The organism is Rhizobium mesoamericanum STM3625 (assembly GCF_000312665.1).
Taxonomy (GTDB): domain Bacteria; phylum Pseudomonadota; class Alphaproteobacteria; order Rhizobiales; family Rhizobiaceae; genus Rhizobium; species Rhizobium mesoamericanum.
In genome coordinates this window covers 498,798-515,824 of record NZ_HF536772.1, presented here as the reverse complement: position 1 = coordinate 515,824, position 17,027 = coordinate 498,798, and the positions used below count along the sequence as shown (strand labels likewise).

Genomic DNA, 17,027 nt, shown 5'->3' with positions numbered 1-17,027 from the left:
GCCTCGAGGACGGCTTCTTTCATTTCGACAAGGGGCCCACATCAGGCGGCGAGATCGTCTGTCTCGCTTTCCTTGAACATCTTGGCGAGGTTCAGGAAGCAGATCATGCCGTTTTCCGAGGCGATGATGCCCTCGCAGAAAGCACGATCGAAGGAGGCAGTGACTTCAGGAACTGGCTGAACCTGGCTGGAGGAGATCGTCAGGATGTCCGAGACGCGATCGACCAGCATGCCAATGACCATATTGTGGACTTCCGCCACGACGATTGCGCTGCGCTCATTGGCGACCGTGCTCTTCATGCCGAGCTTGAAGGCGAGGTCGATGATCGGGATTACCGAGCCGCGCAGGTTCATGACTCCGATGACGTCGGCCGGCGCATGCGGGATCGGCGTTGAAGGTGCCCAGCCGCGAATTTCGCGGATTGTCGTCGTCTTAACGCAAAATTCCTGATCGTGCAGTCTGAAGGCAATGATCTCCAGCATATCGCCGCTGAAGTTTGTGGAATTGATCGTAGCCATAGGTATTGTCCCAACCGTCAAAAGCCAGGGCAGAAGCAACCGCGCCACCATTGGCGCGGATGGACTTTGCCTTCAAACCGCGCGTGCTCTCCCAAGGGAGTTGTATCGATGCGGTTACTCCGGACCTTAACGGAAGAGTGTTGCCCAAATCTAAATTGAGGCAGCTGATTTTTGGTCAGGTGGAAGCGGTAGGCGCCCGTGTGATCATTCGTGGATCGTCAAGGAGAATTGCATCCGGTGCGATCGCGAGGATGCGCTCAAGGCCCTGCTGATCGACCCGGCCCACCGGAAAGGGCGGATATTCCGACACCGCGATCGAACGAGGTTGCCCGACCATGACAGCGACGCGCATCCCTGCCTCACGAACGGCGTCGGATAATGGCGGGGTCGCCGACGCCTGCCACAATCTGAACCAGTCGGCTCCGGCTGCTCGTGCCGCATCAGCACACGCGGGATCTTCGAGAAAGGCCAGGATTGCGACGTCGTCCGACAGACGGCGTGCGCTGTCGATCAATGTAATTTTACGCAGTCCAATGAGCGAGCGTCGCGTTGCGTCATGCTGCGCAACATCGGCAATGATTTGCGCAATCTGATCCTCGTGGCTTAGTTTGATGTCCAACAGGACGCCCAAAGGGTCAGAGGCTTCCAGGGCTTCCCCAAGGGTCATTACGCTTGGCAGCAGGCTGCGCAGTGTCGCAAGATCGAGATCCGACACGGCCCGTGGGTCGTTGCAGAGTCTGTGGAGGTCCGCGTCGTGGACGCAAACGGGAACGCCATCCCGCGTCGACCGGACATCAGTTTCTATCGCGTCAGCCCCAGCTGCCGCGGCAGCCTTGAAGGCAGAGATGCTGTTCTCCGCGGCCAATGCTGCACCCCCGCGATGGGCTACTGCAAGCGGGCCACGTCCCGGCGTGCGTTTCCATAGGTCAATGGCCATATGTTCCCCTATAGCGAACCCGACTCCTTCGATCGGGCTCACCATAAGTTTCAAACAGGAGCTGCACCACTTGTCTTTTCGCGGGCCTACGCGAGCGTCTTTTCGATCTGCTCCACCGCCCAGTCGACCTGGCTCTTGGTGATAACAAGCGGTGGGGCGAGGCGGATGGTGTTCTCGTGCGTGTCCTTGGCAAGCAGACCGTGATCCTTGAGGGTGTAGCAGAATTGACGGGCGCCGCCGGCTTCCGGCACGAGCTCGACCGCCATCATCAGTCCGCGACCGCGCACGTCCTTGACTATGTTGGAGCGGATGGAGCGCAGTCCTTCCAGGAAGTAGTCGCCCATCTTTTCGCCGTTTTCGATCATGCCTTCTTCGGTCAGAACCTTGAGCGCGGCGCGCGCCACCGCGCAGGCAAGCGGGTTACCACCGAAGGTCGAGCCGTGCTGCCCGGGCTTCAGGACACCGAGCACTTCGGAATTGGAAAGTACCGCCGAGACCGGATAGAAGCCGCCGGAGAGCGCCTTGCCGATCAGCGTCACGTCGGCCTCGATCCCCTCGTGCTCTTCGGCCAGCAGCTTTCCGGTGCGGCCAAGGCCGGTCTGGATCTCGTCGAGGATCAGCGTCACCTTGTTCTCGGTGCAGAGTTCACGCACGCGCTTGAAGTAGCCGGTCGGCGGAATGATGACGCCGGCTTCGCCCTGGATCGGCTCGATCAGCGCAGCGACCGTGTTCTCGTTGATGGCGGCAGCAAATGCGTCGGCATCGCCGAAAGGAACCGTTCGGAAGCCAGGCGTATAAGGACCAAAGCCGGTGCGCGCGTCAGGATCCGTCGAGAAGCTGATGATGCTTAGCGTACGGCCATGAAAGTTATCCGCGCAGACGATGATCTCGGCCTTGCCATCCGGTACGCCCTTGACCTCGTAGCCCCACTTGCGCACCGCCTTGATGGCAGTTTCCACCGCCTCGGCGCCCGAGTTCATCGGCAGGATCTTGTGCGAGCCGGTCAGGGCCGCGAGTTCTTCATAGAGATACGCGAGTTGGTCGTTGCGGAAGGCGCGTGAGGTCAGCGTCAGCTTACCGGCCTGCTCGACCATGGCGGCCAGGATCTTCGGATGGCAATGTCCCTGGTTCACAGCCGAATAGGCAGACAGGCAGTCGAGATACCGCTTGCCGTCGGTATCCCAGACGTAGACGCCTTCACCCCGTGTGAGGACGACATCAAGCGGCTTGTAGTTGTGGGCGCCGAGGCGCTGTTCGGTATCGATCAGGTTCTTGGAATTGTTCATCTCTGTTCTCCTCAGGCGGCGCGGGTCGGACGGTCGAAGATGCGGCGGCCAAAGAGGCTTGCGGTCAGCTCCACCAGAATCCGGGCGCTCTTGCCGCGGTCGTCGAGGAAGGGGTTGAGCTCGACGAGGTCGAGCGAGGAGACAAGGCCGCTATCGCACAGCATTTCCATGATGAGATGCGCTTCACGGAAAGTCGCGCCGCCGGGAACAGTCGTGCCGACGCCGGGCGCAATGTCCGGATCGAGGAAATCGACATCAAGGCTTACATGCAGCAGACCGTTTGCATCGGACACGACGGCAAGGATCTGGCGGATCGCTGCGGCAACGCCTTGTTCGTCAAGCCAGCGCATGTCGAAGACGTTGACACCATGTTCCTTGATGAGTTCCCGTTCAGACGCATCGACCGAACGGATGCCGACCTGGAAGACGTTGCGCGGATCAACAAACGGGCGATCCTTCGGCAGGATCTCGGCAAGTTCGGCCTGGCCACAGAAATAGGCGACTGGCATACCGTGAATGTTGCCTGAGGGAGAGGTATCAGGCGTGTTGAAGTCGGAGTGAGCATCAAGCCAGAGGACGAAGAGGGGCCGGCCCTTTTGGGCGGCGTAGCGAGCCATTCCTGACACAGTACCCATCGAAAGGCTGTGATCGCCACCGAGGATCAGCGGAAAGCGGCCGGCGTCGGCGGCCTCATAGACGCCGGCTTCGAGCGCACGTGTGAATGCGCCGACGACACGCAGGTTGTGGGCTTTCGGATTGTTCGGCAGATCACGTGCGGGAACGACATGCACGTCCCCGGCATCGACCACGTCATGGCCAAGATCGATAAGCGTCTGATCGACGCCTGCAATGCGAAGTGCAGCTGGACCCATGGCGGCGCCCCGGCGTCCGGAACCTTCTTCCAGCGGTGCTCCAATGAGCGTAACCGATCTTGCTTGTGGCTGCATGTGTCCTCTCCAGCTCGTGCTTTGGTGAGGCATATTGAAATATCGGCGCGGCGACAAATAGATGAAAAATTGCCGATAATGCGCTATGATTGATCAGTTTGGTAAGCCCATTTTGACAAAGTGATAGTGAAGCTATGGACGATCTCGATCAAGAACTACTCAGCGCATTGAGGCACAATGCGCGTACTTCGGTTTCATCGCTCGCGGCAATGACCGGTGCGTCGCGTGCCACGGTCGCGGCACGCATCGACCGGCTGGTTGCCAACGGCACCATTACCGCGTTCACGGTCCGCACGGGCCACGAAACCCGCGCGGCGGGCGTGCGCGCGATCGTCATGATCGAAGTGCTCGGCAAGCTCGCGGACAAGGTTGCCGATCAGCTTCGCGGTCTGCCGCAGGTCCGTGCGCTGCACAGCACGAACGGGAAATGGGATTTCATCGCCGAACTCGAGGACCGCGATCTCGTCTCCTTCGACGAGACGCTGCGCCGGATACGGCTGATCAATGGCATCAACACCACGGAAACCAACATCCTGCTGAAGACCAGCAAGACCAGCTTCTAATACTCGTGCTCGTAGACGACGCCGGCTTCCCCTTCGCCTTCGCCGCCCGCGCCGGCACGCAGCTTCACACCCCGACCGATGTCGAAATTGATGATCGCCTTGGCGCCGCCCTTGCCAGTGGTCTGCTGCAGTTCGAAATAGGTACGGTCGTTGAGATAGCGGCCAACGCTTACCGTTGTGCGGCCTTTCGTATCGGTACTAACATCGAAATCGTCGACGCCAAGTTGATTGCGGAGGCCCTGGAACAGTGATCCGGAACGGCCGCCGGCCAGCTGCGCAATGGCATCTGCAAGCTGGGCGATCTGAACCGGCGACAGCCTCGACATCGACTGCCCGAAGATCAGCTGTGCCAGAACCTCGTCTTGCGGCAAGGCTGGAGACGAAGAGAAGGTGATCGAGGGATCGGTCGCCAGCCCAGTGACGTCCACTGTCAGCGTCGTCGAGCCGGAGGTGGAGCTGGCTTCCAAGTCAAGCGCGGGCGTCAGGTCACCCGCAAATGTGATACGGCTCCGGTTGGTGAAATCGAGGCGCCGGTTGAGAATCGTCAGGCGACCGCGCCGCATGGTGAAGCCGCCCGAAACGATCGGCGCCGCTGCCGTTCCCCTGATCGTGACACTGCCGCCAAGTTCAGCGTCGATGCCGCGACCGCGCACGAAGATCTGTGAAGGAGCGTCGAGCTGAAGATCGAGATTGATCGTATTGGACTTGGTGCGCGCGCCCTGTTGCATCGTGGCGCGCAGCTGTGCGAGAACCGCCTTCGGCGCGTTGACGTGCCTAATGTCGATTTCACGCAGCGAGGTCGGGAGCGTCTCAGGGACGGTGATCGAGACCCTTTCCAGCTGCAGCCTGCCGCTCAGAGTGGGAGTCCCGAGCAGCGGGCCACGTAAGCCGATTGTTCCGTTGACAGTTGCCACCACGAGCGTTCCATCGACATAGACGGCCCTGTCGAGCTTAACGTCGATGTTGGCCGGGAAGTTGGAGCCGGGCTGTATCCCGACGCTACCTGATGCCGAGACGCTACCGCCGCTGGCGAGCTGGCCGGTGAGGCGCGAGATCACGGCTTCGTTCCCGTTGAACCGGATGTCTGCAGTCAGATTGTTGATCGCAAGGTTGCGGCGCACATCGACGATCCTTGCGCCGCTGGTCGTCACCGTACCGTTGATGGATGGCGCGGCAGTAGTTCCGCTGATCTGCAAATTGAGGTTCGCCGTGCCATCGGCGACGAAGCCCTGGGCTGCAAGCTGCGCGCTGAGCACGGCGAATGGTAGATTGCCAGAAAAGCGCAAATCAAGCGCACGATTGCCTGTGATGGTAATGCTGCCACCGCCGCGCAGAGAGAGGCCGCTGTCGCCGGTGAGATTGGTATCGATGGTCAACCGGTCATCTCTTAGTCTGCCGTTTGCAGCGATACTTAAAGGCGAAAGTCCGGCGCTCCTGGTTTGCCTGGTCGCGGCGCCCCTCCAGTCAAGATTGAAGTCCACGGCGGGCAAAGGCAGCTTGCCCGACGCCTTGAGCGAGCCTGAAACATTGCCTTCGGCGGCGAGCCCGGGCACGAATGCGTTGGCGATACCGGCAGGCAGGTTGGAAATATCGACATCAAGCGCGAGCGACTGTGCATTCTGCCCAGCGATCACGAAGTTGCCGCTGGCCTTCATGGACACGCCGCTGCCGCTCAAACTCGTCGTGAAGTCGAGGCTGCCGTTCGCAAGCTTTCCATTGGCGTTCGCTGAAAGCGGCTGGATGCCGGATGCCCTGGTCTGTGTGGTCGCCGCGTCTTTCCAGTCCAGCTTGAAATCAATGATCGGATTGGTCGGCGTCCCTGATGTCTTAGCAGTGCCTGATATCGTTCCTTCAGCGCCGAGGCTCGGGACAAAACCATTGGCGAGGCTGGCAGGCAGATTCGCGATGTCGGCATCGACCGAGAGGCCCTGGACGCTCGCGCCTTGCAGGTTTGCCGTTCCCTTTGCCTTCAGAAGCGTACTGCGGCTGCTGTTTAACGTGGCGTCAAAGGAGATCTTGTTGCCGGCAAGGTTGCCGGCCGCATTCAGCCGAAGACCGGAAAGGCCGGCAGCCCTCGTCTGACGGGTCCCGGCATTGCTCCAGTCGAGCTTGAAGTCGACGGCAGGAATGGGCAGCGAGCCGGATACGGTCGCCGTGCCCGAGATCGTTCCTTCGGCACCAAGATCCGGCATGACATTGTTGACCAGCGCGGCGGGTAGGTCGCTGAGCGTCGCATCCGCTTGCAGGCCCTTCACGACCGTTCCTTCAATCGTAACCTTTCCCTTCGCTTTCAGAGCAGAGCCGCCATCGCCGTCGAGATTTGTCTCGAATTCGAGGATGTTGTTGGCGAAAGTGCCTTTGGCAGCGAGCGCAAGGGAGGAGAGGCGCGCCGCTTTGGTCTGAGTGGTCGCAAGATCCTTCCAGCTGAGGTCGAAGTTTGCCACTGGCTGTTGCAGCGTTCCGGAAGCGGATGCCTTGCCGGAAATCGTGCCGCTAGCGCCGAGGTCGGGAACGAAGGCGTTTGCGAGGCTTGCCGGAATGTTGTGGATCGTCGCGTCTGCTGTCAGGTTCCCGATTTTCGTCCCCGCCAGCGTAACGTTGCCGGAGGCGTTCAGCGTCACGCCGCCATTCGCCGTCAGCTCGCTCTGTACGGTCAGTTTTTGATCCGCGAAATTGCCCTTAGCCGTCAACCTGATGCCGGTTAGGCGGGCTTCCTTGGTGTGGCTCGTCGCGGCATCCGCCCAGGTGAGATCGAAGGTCGCTGTTGGTGTCGGCAACTTGCCAAAGGCCGACACCGTACCTGATATCATGCCCTCCGCAGCAAGGTTCGGGACAAAGCTGTTGGCTAGAGCAGCCGGTATGTTGGCGAGTTGCCCGTCGACTTTCAACGTTTGGGCGTCGGTACCGGCAACGATGAAATTGCCGTTCGCTTGTATAGACATGCCGCCGCTTGCGCGCGCATCGGCGTCGAAGTTGAGAACATTGTCTTTGAGGTTGCCGCTTGCCGTCAGCCCAAGCGAAGAAAGCTTGGCGCTTCTGGTCTGGCTCGTTGCGGCGTTCTTCCAGTTCAGCTTGAAATCAAGTGCAGGGGCGGGTAGCGTTCCGGCTGCCGTGATTGTGCCGGAGATCGAGCCTTCGGCGGCAAGGTTGGGAACGAAGGCATTCGCCAATCCGGCCGGGATGTTGACGATATCGGCGTCGACTTTCAGTGACTGTGCATTCGGGCCAGTCACGATACTGCCGTCTGCCTTCAGCGAAACGCCGCCCTTGCCCGTGAGGCTCGTTTCAAAATGGAGCGTGTTGTCGGCAAACGTCCCGTTTGCAGCGATCGCCAGTGACGAAAGACCGGCACCCTTTGTCTGGCTGGTGGCCGCATCCTTCCAATCCAGGTCAAAGTTGGCGATCGGTGCTGCCGGCGTGCCGGTCACGGTAACTTTGCCCGAGATTGTGCCTGCGGCATCGAGTTTAGGGACGAAGCTATTGGCGAGGCTTGCGGGGAGGTCGCGTATGTCAGCCTTGATATCGAGAGTTTCGCCGATTGTACCGCTGACGTGAATCGAGCCGTCGCCAGTCTTCAGTTCCACGGCGCTCAGCGTTATGGTGCCGCCACTGATCGACACCTCTGACGGTAATGCAAGCTCTACCGGGATTTTGCGGGGTTTCGCCAGGAAGCGGTCGAGGCGAAGCAGCGTCGTGCCGGCATTCACCTCGATGCTGCCGGATGCGATCAGCGGATTGGCGTCATAGGTGGCGCCGAGATCGAAGTTTGTCCGATTCTGCTGCTGCGTGAAACTGATTGCTAGGCTCTCCACCTTGTTAGACCCGGAGGAAATCTCTTGTGCCGTGATTGTGCCCGTCGCAGCAAAAGCCTTGAGGTCGGTAACCATGACGTTGATATCAGGTCCGACGATGGCAAAGGTATCGCGCTTCAGGCCGCTTCCGGATGCGACCACCTTGAGGGCGATGTTACCGTTGTCGTTGTCGATATCGACCGATCCCTTCAGGTCACCCTCCGCCTTCTGTCCGCCCAGTGCCGCGAGAAGACCGATATCCGGAAAGTCAAACGTCGCCTGCCCGGTTGGCTCGAAACCAGGCGATAGTTCGATGTGGCCCGTCAGGCGATTGTTGCCGACGTCGGCGGCGACCGACGGAAGTTGCACTTTCCCGTCCACTACTTGAACAGCCGTGGCCACATTGATTGGCTGCCCGTCGATCGTGCCCTTGGCGATGATTTGCGCCAGTGGCGCCTTCGGGTCTGCGGTTCCGGAGACGTTGATGTCGAGCTGTTTGACCTGACGGCCGGCCATCATGAGGGACGGCCCTTTAATATCGGCGGTCACCGCCAGCGCTGCCAGATTGCCTTTTGCGTTCAGATGATAGTTGAGCTCGCCCTTCGCGCCTTGCAGCAGGGTCTGAATATCTGAAACGCGACCGGAGAGAGTGGCATCGAGCGTGTCTCCATCGAGCATGACGCCGCCGGTAGCTTGAAGAGCGCTCGATTGAATCGAGAGGTTCGAAACGTTGAACTTCGAGGGAAGCGTCCCGGCGACCTGGCCCTCGATCACGATCGGTGCGTTGAAACGCGGCGCGAGTGCCGGTGGCAGCGCCGACGGCTGAACGGTCAGCTTGACGTTCCCGGTCAGCGAGCTGGCACTCAGTTTAAACGACCCGTTGACGTTGGCGTTCGCGGCTGCGCTTTCGATCGTCGCGCCATTGAAGCCAAGCGCGTCGGCCGAAATTTGCAGCGGAAGCGTGATCGTGACGGGGGCTTGAACTGCCCGGTTGATATCACGATTGACGAAGGACGCGTCACCCGCGGCGAGTGTAATCTGAACGCTTCCAGCGCGACCGGCGAGGTTGAAGTTGTCGCTCTTTGCCGTCAGCTTCACATTCCCCATCGTCGCCTGCGGCAAGGCTGCGGAATCGAGGGAAGCGCTCGCATTGAGGCGGGAGGCCTTGGCGTCACCGGTCAACGAAAGATTGATACCCGAGATCAGGAAACGCGCTTCGCCGTCTGTTAACGGCCAGCGGAAATCGACCGGTCCCGACGTTCCAAGGAGATTGGCGTTCAGACTATTCTTGCCCTTCGGGTCCAGCGTGCCCGATGCGGCAATGACCACCGCCCCGGTTGCCAGATTGCCCGTCTGGATGTCGATCTTGCCCCTGTTGTCGAAGTTCGCGGCGACATCGATGTTCGTCTGCCCGGCAAAGAGCGGCCGGAAGGCAGCCGGCAGCAGCGAGCTAAGATCGCCACCACCCTTGAGGTCGAGGTGATGAAGGTTTTCCGGGGTCAGGGTGTGGTGCGCTTCAATCGAGGCTCGTTGCTGCCCGTCGAGAGCGGCAAGCAATTGACCTCGCCAGTCAGAGATCGGCCCGTCTCCTGTTAGGCTGATTTCCACCGCGGGGTTTCCGGGCAATGCAAGGACACCTGCGAGCAACCCGCCCTTTGGTTCCGTCAGTTTTGCCTTCAATCGCAACTGATTGCGATCAGGCATGAACGCGACGTCGGCGATCAGCCTGGCATCGGGAGCATCGTGACGGCGGACGTTGAGCGATGCATTTCCGCCTTCGCTGTCGGCGCGTACGTTGCCGTCCGCTGCAAGCGAGAAGGCCCGCCCGATCAAGGGCTGGGCGAGGTTGATCTCGGGCAAGGAAATCTTGTCGATGTCGATCTTGATCGGCAGCGAAAAGCCGGTGTCGCGTTCACCTGCGGCGGTCTGGCGCGAGGGAAGCGTGCGCACCGGTTGTCTCATCAGATGGATTGCCGTGGCTTCGACGCTCCTGGCGTGGAACCTGCCCGTGAGGAGTGCCAGGGGATTCCAGCTTACAGCAAGACCGTCAATCCGCGCGAAAACGCCTCTCGTGTCGGAGAGCACGATCTGGCTGGCGCGCAGTCCACCCGTCAGGAGGCCCCCCGGGTCCTGAACCGTGATGGTCATATCCCGGTTGGAGAGGCTCGAGGCGACCCTGTCGGTGACGATGCGCGCCCCAAAAGACGTGAAGCCGAACACACCGATGGCGATGGCAAGCAGGATCAGGAGGGCGCCGGCGGAATAGCCCAACAACCGCACGATCCAGTTCAAGATTTTCGCCAATGTCTGCATCGCGCGGACATTACTCCGTTTCATTGGCGGCTCAAAGCGAACGAAGGCGCTAAGCCGCGGGGTGCGTTTAGAATGACTGACCAATCCCGGCATAGATGCCGTAATTCGTGCCACCCTCGTACTTGTTGAGCGGTACGGCAAAATCAAGCCGCAGGGGACCAAACGGTGTCGCATAGCGAATACCGATGCCCGCACCGGCCCGAACGTCGGAAAAGTCGGGTGCTATATCGGCTGAAACGGTCCCGACATCGATGAACGGCACGATACCGATCGTGTCGGTGATCTTCACCCGAGTCTCGAACGAGGCGGTGACGTAAGATGCGCCACCGGTCTCCTCATTGTTAGCGTTGCGCGGCGAGATCTCCTGATAACCGAATCCGCGAACCGAGCCGCCACCGCCGGCAAAGAATCTGCGCGTGGCAGGAATGTTCTGGAGATCGTCCGCCCCTACGAGAACACCCGCGGCAAGCTTGCCGGCGAGAACAACGCGATCCTCCGCGCCCAGGCCGTGATACCCGGTGATCGAGCCCTCGAAGCTGGAGAAAAAGGTTCCGTTGTAGGTCTCGTAGCTGGGCGTTGCCTTGAGCAGCGCGCGGTAACCTTCTGTCGGATCGAACTTGTTGTCGCGTGCATCGCGTTCGTACTGAAATGGCAACGAGACAGTCAGATAGCTGTTGGTGCCGAAGGCATCATCATCCCGTTCCCAGCTGACCTCACCGGAACCTGTGATCGTATCCACATCAGACAGCTCGTAAGAGAGCCCGAGCGAGGCAGTGACGAGCTTTGCAGTGTAGGCGTCGGGATTCTCGGTCTTGGCCAATATACTCGCCCGCAACGTCGCGGCCGGGGAGAACGCACCAGGCTTGGTGAAGGCAATGCCGGCGGAATAGTCGAGATCGCCGACGTTGGTTGTTTCACCCAGCCGCCCCACCGACCCTTCGATGCGAAGCGCTTCCGCTTCCCCGAAGAGATTGCGGTGACCCCAGTAGCCGTTGACGCCGAAGCCGTCCGTGGTCGAATACTGAGCACCGATACCGAGGTAGCGTTGCTTGCCTTCCGATACCTCGATTGTCATTGGTAGCGTGCCGTCCGCTGCTAGAGCGTCGGCCTCATGAATCGTGACGCTGGAGAAGACTCCCAATGCGCGGAGCCGGTCTCCCGCCTTCCTCAAGGCCTCCGGCGAATACTGCTCACCCCTGTTCAGCCTTGAATAGCGCTGGATAAAGCCAGCCCGGACGTTTTTTTCCCCGCGGACGCCGACGTCGCCGATCGGCGCGACGGGACCACCTTCGGCGGCGAGCACGATGTTGACCGTGTTCGTTCTGTGGTCGGCTATGACTTTGCGGGTCGTCAACTTGGCCAGCGGACGGCCTTCGCTTTTCAGTTGCTCGACGATCTTGTCACCAGCTTTGATGATCGTGAGCGAACCGGCGGTCTCGCCCGGAGCAAGATCGTAATCTGCTGGATTGCGGCGGGCGGCGTCCCCGCCGAATTGCACTTCATGGACTTTGAAGACAGGACCCGCCGCTACGCTGATCGTCACGGGGACGGGACGTGAGCGATTGAACGTCGGATTAGGCGGGAGGGAGTCTATATCGCGGCCGTCGACCCTGATCGTCACCACACCACCGTAGCGGGCTTTCTCGAAGAGTGCGGCAATTAGCCGTTCGCGGTCGTCCCTGGCCTTGACGACAACGCCCAGGTCGCCGGAGACGGGCCGGTCCTTGTCACCGACGAGACGGGAACTGTTTTCCAGTGCTTTCTTGAGATCGGGATCGTTGCTGTCGGTTGTCAGCGTCACGTCATAGCGAACCGGATCCGGGACCTGGTCGTTGGCCGATTCGTCGTCCCTGCCCCACAATGTGATGCCGAAAAGCCTGAAGGCGAAAGCCTCCGAAATAAGAGCCGGCGAAAACGCGAAAGCAGTCGCGACGACCAACATGGTGCTTACGCGCCGATACGCTGTACCCGGTTTCGGTGCCGTCCCTCTAATTTGCATCCACCGCTTTTGGTTACACTGGAATTAAGCTTCGCGCCCCCCGGCCGGTGGCAACCTTAGCGGCAAAATTCCTTAACGTGTATCGTTTTAAATCGCGCAGCCACCGAAATGGTGGAAAAAATGAAAAATCCCGGGCCACAAACCCGGGATTTCGACATGATTTTGCCCTGGCTTAATAGCCGCCGCGGCAATCGTCGATGTAACGTCGGCCATATTGGTCGCGATAATAGCACTGCCCCGGCTGCTCTGCGACGTGGCCGATAAGGCCACCGGAAACGCCGCCGATCGCCGCGCCGACGGCAGCTCCGCGTACATTTCCCGTCACCGCACCCCCGATGATTGCGCCGGATGCAGCGCCGATGCCAGCGCCCTGCTGGGTTGGCGTGCAGCTTGCGATCGAAAGTCCAATCAAAGCGAATGCAACAATCTTCTTAATCAAATTCTTCTCCTAGATGGTCGCCCTCAAAGAGCGGTGGCCGTCCCTGATTCTTGTTTTTTTCATGCTAGTCGTCAAACTGTGGCGCAAAAAGAGCAAGCTGCGTCCGCCGCTCATTTTTCGCAGAATTGTCGCTGCAACTTTGGCCTCAATTCAGTACAACCGAACACGGCGAATTTAAGAAGCCTCCCTAAAGTAGTGGTTGATCCCAAAGCGAAAACGTCAAATGATACCATCCGCGCCTGGAGGAGGCGCGAGGAGGAAATCATGGCGATAGTGAAACTGACGGTGAATGGCCGGGCAGTGAGTGGCGACTGTGAAGAGCGCACGCTTCTTGTCCATTTTATCCGCGAAAAACTCGGTCTGACCGGGACGCACGTCGGCTGCGATACCACCCAATGCGGTGCCTGTGTCGTTCACATGGACGGCAAGTCGGTGAAGAGCTGTTCGGTCCTTGCCGTCCAGGCATCCGGTTCGACGGTCACCACCATAGAGGGCCTTGCCAGCGACGGTGAATTGCATCCTGTCCAGGCAGCCTTCAAGGAGCATCACGGTCTGCAATGCGGTTTCTGCACGCCGGGCATGGTGATGACGGCTGTCGACATGATTTCGCGTCACGGCGGCGATCTGGACGAAAAGACGGTTCGTCATGAACTCGACGGCAATATCTGTCGATGCACCGGCTACCACAACATCGTCAAAGCCGTTCTGTCTGCCAACGAGCAGATGAACGGCGCTGCCAATCAGGCTGCCGAATAGCTCTCAGGAATTGTCTGGCTGACTGCCGAACATGACTAATTTTGGCGGAATGCCAGGCCCGAAACCCCATTGGGAGGACATTATGGGTGTTGAAGGAATTGGTGCACGGGTCGCGCGAAAGGAAGACAAACGGTTCTTGACCGGCAAGGGCCGTTATACGGACGATATGGTCGTGCCGGGCATGAAATTCGCCTATTTCATACGCAGTCCGTATGCGCACGCCAAGATCAAAGGGATCGATGCAGCATCGGCAAAGGCAATGTCCGGCGTCATCGACGTGCTCGACGGCAAGCAGTTGCTTGCTGATGGCATCGGCAATCTCATCTGCGGCTGGATGATTCATTCGAAGGACGGTTCGCCGATGAAGATGGGCGCCTGGCGCCCGCTTGCGGTGGAAACCGTCCGCTATGTCGGCGATGCCGTCGCTGTGGTCGTCGCCGATTCGCTTGGCGAAGCACGGGATGCCGCAGAAGCCGTTGTCGTAGACTATGAGGAGTTGCCGGTTGTAGTCGAGGCGGTCGAGGCATTGAAATCAGGGGCGCCGCAGCTTCACCCTGAAGCTCAGAACAACTTGATCTTCGACTGGGAACTTGGCGACGGCGCGGCGACCGACAAGGCTATTTCCGAAGCGGCACACGTCACCGAGATCGAGATTCACAACAATCGCCTGTCACCCAATCCCATGGAACCGCGCGCAGCGCTCGGGATCTATGACGCCGCCGAAGATCATTACACCTGCTATACGACCAGCCAGAACCCGCATGTCGCCCGTCTGGTGATGAGCGCCTTCTACAACGTTGCGCCGGAGAACAAGCTGCGGGTGATTGCTCCGGATGTCGGCGGCGGCTTTGGATCGAAGATCTACATCTACCCCGAAGAGATCGTCTGTCTCTGGGCTTCCAAGAAGACAGGCGTGCCGGTGAAATGGAACTCCGACCGCACCGAAGCCTTCCTGACGGATGCGCATGGCCGCGACCACGTCTCCAAGGTGAAAATGGCCTTTGATAGCGACCACCGCATCATCGCGCTGAAGGTCGACACCATCTGCAATCTCGGCGCTTATATGTCGCTGTTTTCGTCGGCGGTCCCGACATACCTCTATGCAACTCTGCTATCCGGCCAATACGATATCCCGGCCATTCACGCCAATGTGCGCGCGGTCTATACCAATACCGCGCCCGTCGACGCTTATCGCGGCGCCGGCCGGCCGGAGGCGACCTTCTTGCTCGAGCGGACGATGGAAACGGCAGCCCGCGAGCTCGGCATCTCGCCGGCGGAGCTGCGGCGGAAGAATTTCATCCGCTCCTTCCCGCATCAGACACCTGTCATCATGAACTATGACGCAGGTGATTATGAAGCATCTCTTAATGCCGCGATGCAGGCTGCCGACTGGAACGGCTTCCAGGCGCGCAAGGCGGAAGCAGCCAGCCGTGGCATGAAGCGGGGTCTCGGCATGAGTTGCTACATCGAGGCTTGTGGAATTGCGCCCTCGCAGGCAGTTGGTTCGCTTGGCGCTGGCGTCGGCTTGTGGGAATCGGCAGAGGTGCGCGTCAATGCGGTCGGCACGATAGAAGTGCTCACCGGATCCCACAGCCACGGGCAGGGCCACGAGACGACCTTCGCCCAGCTGGTTTCGGATCGCCTCGGCGTTCCGCTGGAAAGCGTGTCGATTGTTCACGGTGACACGGACAAGGTGCAGATGGGCATGGGTACTTACGGCTCACGCTCGGGCGCCGTCGGGATGTCCGCCGTCGTCAAGGCGCTCGACAAGGTCGAAGCCAAGGCCAAAAAGATTGCCGCCCATCTGATGGAGGCCGACGAGGGCGATATCGTCATCGAGAACGGCGAGGTGAAAGTTGCCGGCACCGACAAGAGCCTTCCTTGGTTTCAGGTGGCGCTCGCCGCCTACACCGCGCACAATCTGCCTGGCGGCATGGAGCCGGGGCTGAAGGAGACCGCCTTCTACGACCCCTCCAACTTCACGTTCCCGGCCGGCTGCTACATCTGCGAGGTCGAGGTCGATCCGGAAACCGGCAGGACCGAGATCATCCAGTTCGTCGCCGCGGACGATTTCGGAAACATCATCAATCCAATGATTGTTGAAGGGCAGGTGCATGGTGGTATCGCACAGGGTATCGGTCAGGCCCTGCTCGAGGCCGTGCATTATGACGAGAATGGCCAGCTGTTGACGGCAAGTTTCATGGACTATGCCATGCCGCGCGCCGACGACCTGCCGTCGTTCAAGGTCTCGCATCAGGTAACGCCGTCCCCGAGCAATCCGCTCGGAATCAAGGGGTGCGGGGAGGCCGGTGCGATCGGGTCTCCCCCGGCACTGATCAATGCCATCACCGATGCTATTGGCAACAATATGCTGACGATGCCCGCCACGCCACAGAAGGTGTGGATGGCAGCGCGCGCGGTTCATTGAGGAGAAACGACGATGTATCAGACCAACTATCACCGCGCGTCCTCGGTCGATGAAGCTGTCAGGATGATTTCGGGAACGTCGGAAGGCAAATATGTCTCCGGGGGCATGACGCTGATCCCGACTATGAAGCAACGCCTTGCCGCGCCGAGCGACCTTGTCGATCTCAGGCATATCCCGGCGATGCAGGGTATCAAGATAGACGGCCACAAGGTAACGATCGGGGCAGCGACACCGCACGCCGAAGTTGCCGCCTCAGTGGCATTGCGGGCGGTCTGTCCCGCGATCTGCGATCTCGCCGGCATGATCGGCGATCCGCATGTCCGCCACATGGGCACGATCGGGGGGTCGATTGCCAATAACGACCCTGCCGCGGACTATCCTTCATCGATGCTGGCGTTGAATGCTCGCATCACCACGAACAAGCGTGAGATCCCAGCCGACGACTTTTTCACCGGTCTGTTCGAGACGGCGTTGGAGGATGGTGAGCTGGTCATAGCGATAAGCTTCGAGGTGCCCGAGAAAGCGGGCTACTCGAAGTTTCCTAATCCAGCATCGCGCTATGCAATGACGGGGGTCTTTGTTGCCAAGGGTGCTGATGGCGTCAGGGTTGCCGTCACCGGGGCAGGATCCAACGGGGTCTTTCGCGAGAAGACAATGGAAACAGTACTCAGCGCGAACTGGTCTTCCGGCTCCGTCGCTGGTGTCGATGTCAACCCCGCCGGATTGATGTCGGACCTGCATGCCAGTGCGGAATATCGCGCCAACCTGATCAAAGTAATGGCCAAACGCGCCGTTGCCGAGGCTGGCTAATGAAGCTTGGCTGACCGCGAAGTGGCGTTGCTGTGTCGCGAATTTCGCTATGTCTGGTCAGAACGAGTTTTTTTTGAACTAATATAATTCAGGACTATGGGCCATTTGCCGCAGTTAATGGTAAAGCGGGGGCAAAGGGTTGACGTACGTGCGACCGTTGGCAAAAACGGTCGCACGATACTGGAGCAGATGATGGATTTCGAAGCATTTTTCAAAAGCGAGTTGGACGGGCTTCACGCT

At 59.8% G+C, this 17,027-nt stretch carries 11 protein-coding genes; 4 read left to right on the top strand and 7 right to left on the bottom strand.

Annotated features, from left to right (window positions below; translation table 11 throughout):
* Positions 1-41: 41 nt before the first annotated feature.
* The 4 genes from BN77_RS02510 to rocF all read right to left on the bottom strand — a co-directional run bounded on the left by BN77_RS02510 (position 42) and on the right by rocF (position 3,688).
* Positions 42-518 carry a chemotaxis protein CheW gene (locus BN77_RS02510; RefSeq protein WP_007528110.1) on the bottom strand — a complete coding sequence of 159 codons (477 nt, stop codon included), beginning with the start codon at positions 516-518 and terminating at the stop codon, positions 42-44.
* 175 nt (positions 519-693) lie between these two features.
* Complete coding sequence (locus BN77_RS02505; RefSeq protein WP_007528109.1) at positions 694-1,455, bottom strand: glycerophosphodiester phosphodiesterase; 762 nt, start codon at positions 1,453-1,455, stop codon at positions 694-696.
* Positions 1,456-1,541: 86 nt separating this feature from the next.
* Positions 1,542-2,741 carry an ornithine--oxo-acid transaminase gene (gene rocD / locus BN77_RS02500; RefSeq protein ID WP_007528108.1) on the bottom strand — a complete coding sequence of 400 codons (1,200 nt, stop codon included), beginning with the start codon at positions 2,739-2,741 and terminating at the stop codon, positions 1,542-1,544.
* Positions 2,742-2,752: 11 nt separating this feature from the next.
* A complete protein-coding gene (gene rocF, locus BN77_RS02495; protein ID WP_007528107.1) occupies positions 2,753-3,688 on the bottom strand; it encodes an arginase in 936 nt (311 codons plus the stop codon).
* Positions 3,689-3,822: 134 nt separating this feature from the next.
* Here rocF and BN77_RS02490 point away from each other — a divergent pair, with 134 nt between their 5' ends.
* Positions 3,823-4,251, top strand: coding sequence for an Lrp/AsnC family transcriptional regulator (locus BN77_RS02490; RefSeq protein ID WP_007528105.1), 429 nt, complete (start codon positions 3,823-3,825; stop codon positions 4,249-4,251).
* Here BN77_RS02490 and BN77_RS02485 read toward each other — a convergent pair.
* The 3 genes from BN77_RS02485 to BN77_RS02475 all read right to left on the bottom strand — a co-directional run bounded on the left by BN77_RS02485 (position 4,248) and on the right by BN77_RS02475 (position 12,790).
* Entirely contained in the window at positions 4,248-10,355 is a 6,108-nt protein-coding gene (locus BN77_RS02485; protein WP_007528103.1) for a translocation/assembly module TamB domain-containing protein, read from the bottom strand. The two genes, BN77_RS02490 and BN77_RS02485, sit on opposite strands and share 4 nt — an antisense overlap.
* Before the next feature lie 67 nt (positions 10,356-10,422).
* Complete coding sequence (locus tag BN77_RS02480) at positions 10,423-12,354, bottom strand: autotransporter assembly complex protein TamA (protein WP_208856418.1); 1,932 nt, start codon at positions 12,352-12,354, stop codon at positions 10,423-10,425.
* Positions 12,355-12,526: 172 nt separating this feature from the next.
* The gene (locus BN77_RS02475) at positions 12,527-12,790 is read right to left on the bottom strand and encodes a glycine zipper domain-containing protein (RefSeq protein ID WP_028747436.1); all 264 of its coding nucleotides are present in this window, start codon (positions 12,788-12,790) and stop codon (positions 12,527-12,529) included.
* A gap of 267 nt (positions 12,791-13,057) precedes the next feature.
* On the opposite strand from BN77_RS02475, the gene BN77_RS02470 reads away from it, so the two are divergent.
* From BN77_RS02470 to BN77_RS02460, 3 genes are all read left to right on the top strand, one after another.
* Positions 13,058-13,549: a (2Fe-2S)-binding protein gene (locus BN77_RS02470; protein WP_007528097.1), complete on the top strand. Its 492-nt coding sequence runs from the start codon at positions 13,058-13,060 to the stop codon at positions 13,547-13,549.
* An 82-nt stretch (positions 13,550-13,631) separates the two neighbouring features.
* Positions 13,632-15,977: a xanthine dehydrogenase family protein molybdopterin-binding subunit gene (locus tag BN77_RS02465; protein ID WP_007528095.1), complete on the top strand. Its 2,346-nt coding sequence runs from the start codon at positions 13,632-13,634 to the stop codon at positions 15,975-15,977.
* A 12-nt stretch (positions 15,978-15,989) separates the two neighbouring features.
* On the top strand, positions 15,990-16,787 hold the full coding sequence (locus BN77_RS02460) for an FAD binding domain-containing protein (RefSeq protein ID WP_007528093.1): 798 nt from the start codon (positions 15,990-15,992) through the stop codon (positions 16,785-16,787).
* The last annotated feature ends 240 nt before the right edge of the window (positions 16,788-17,027 follow it).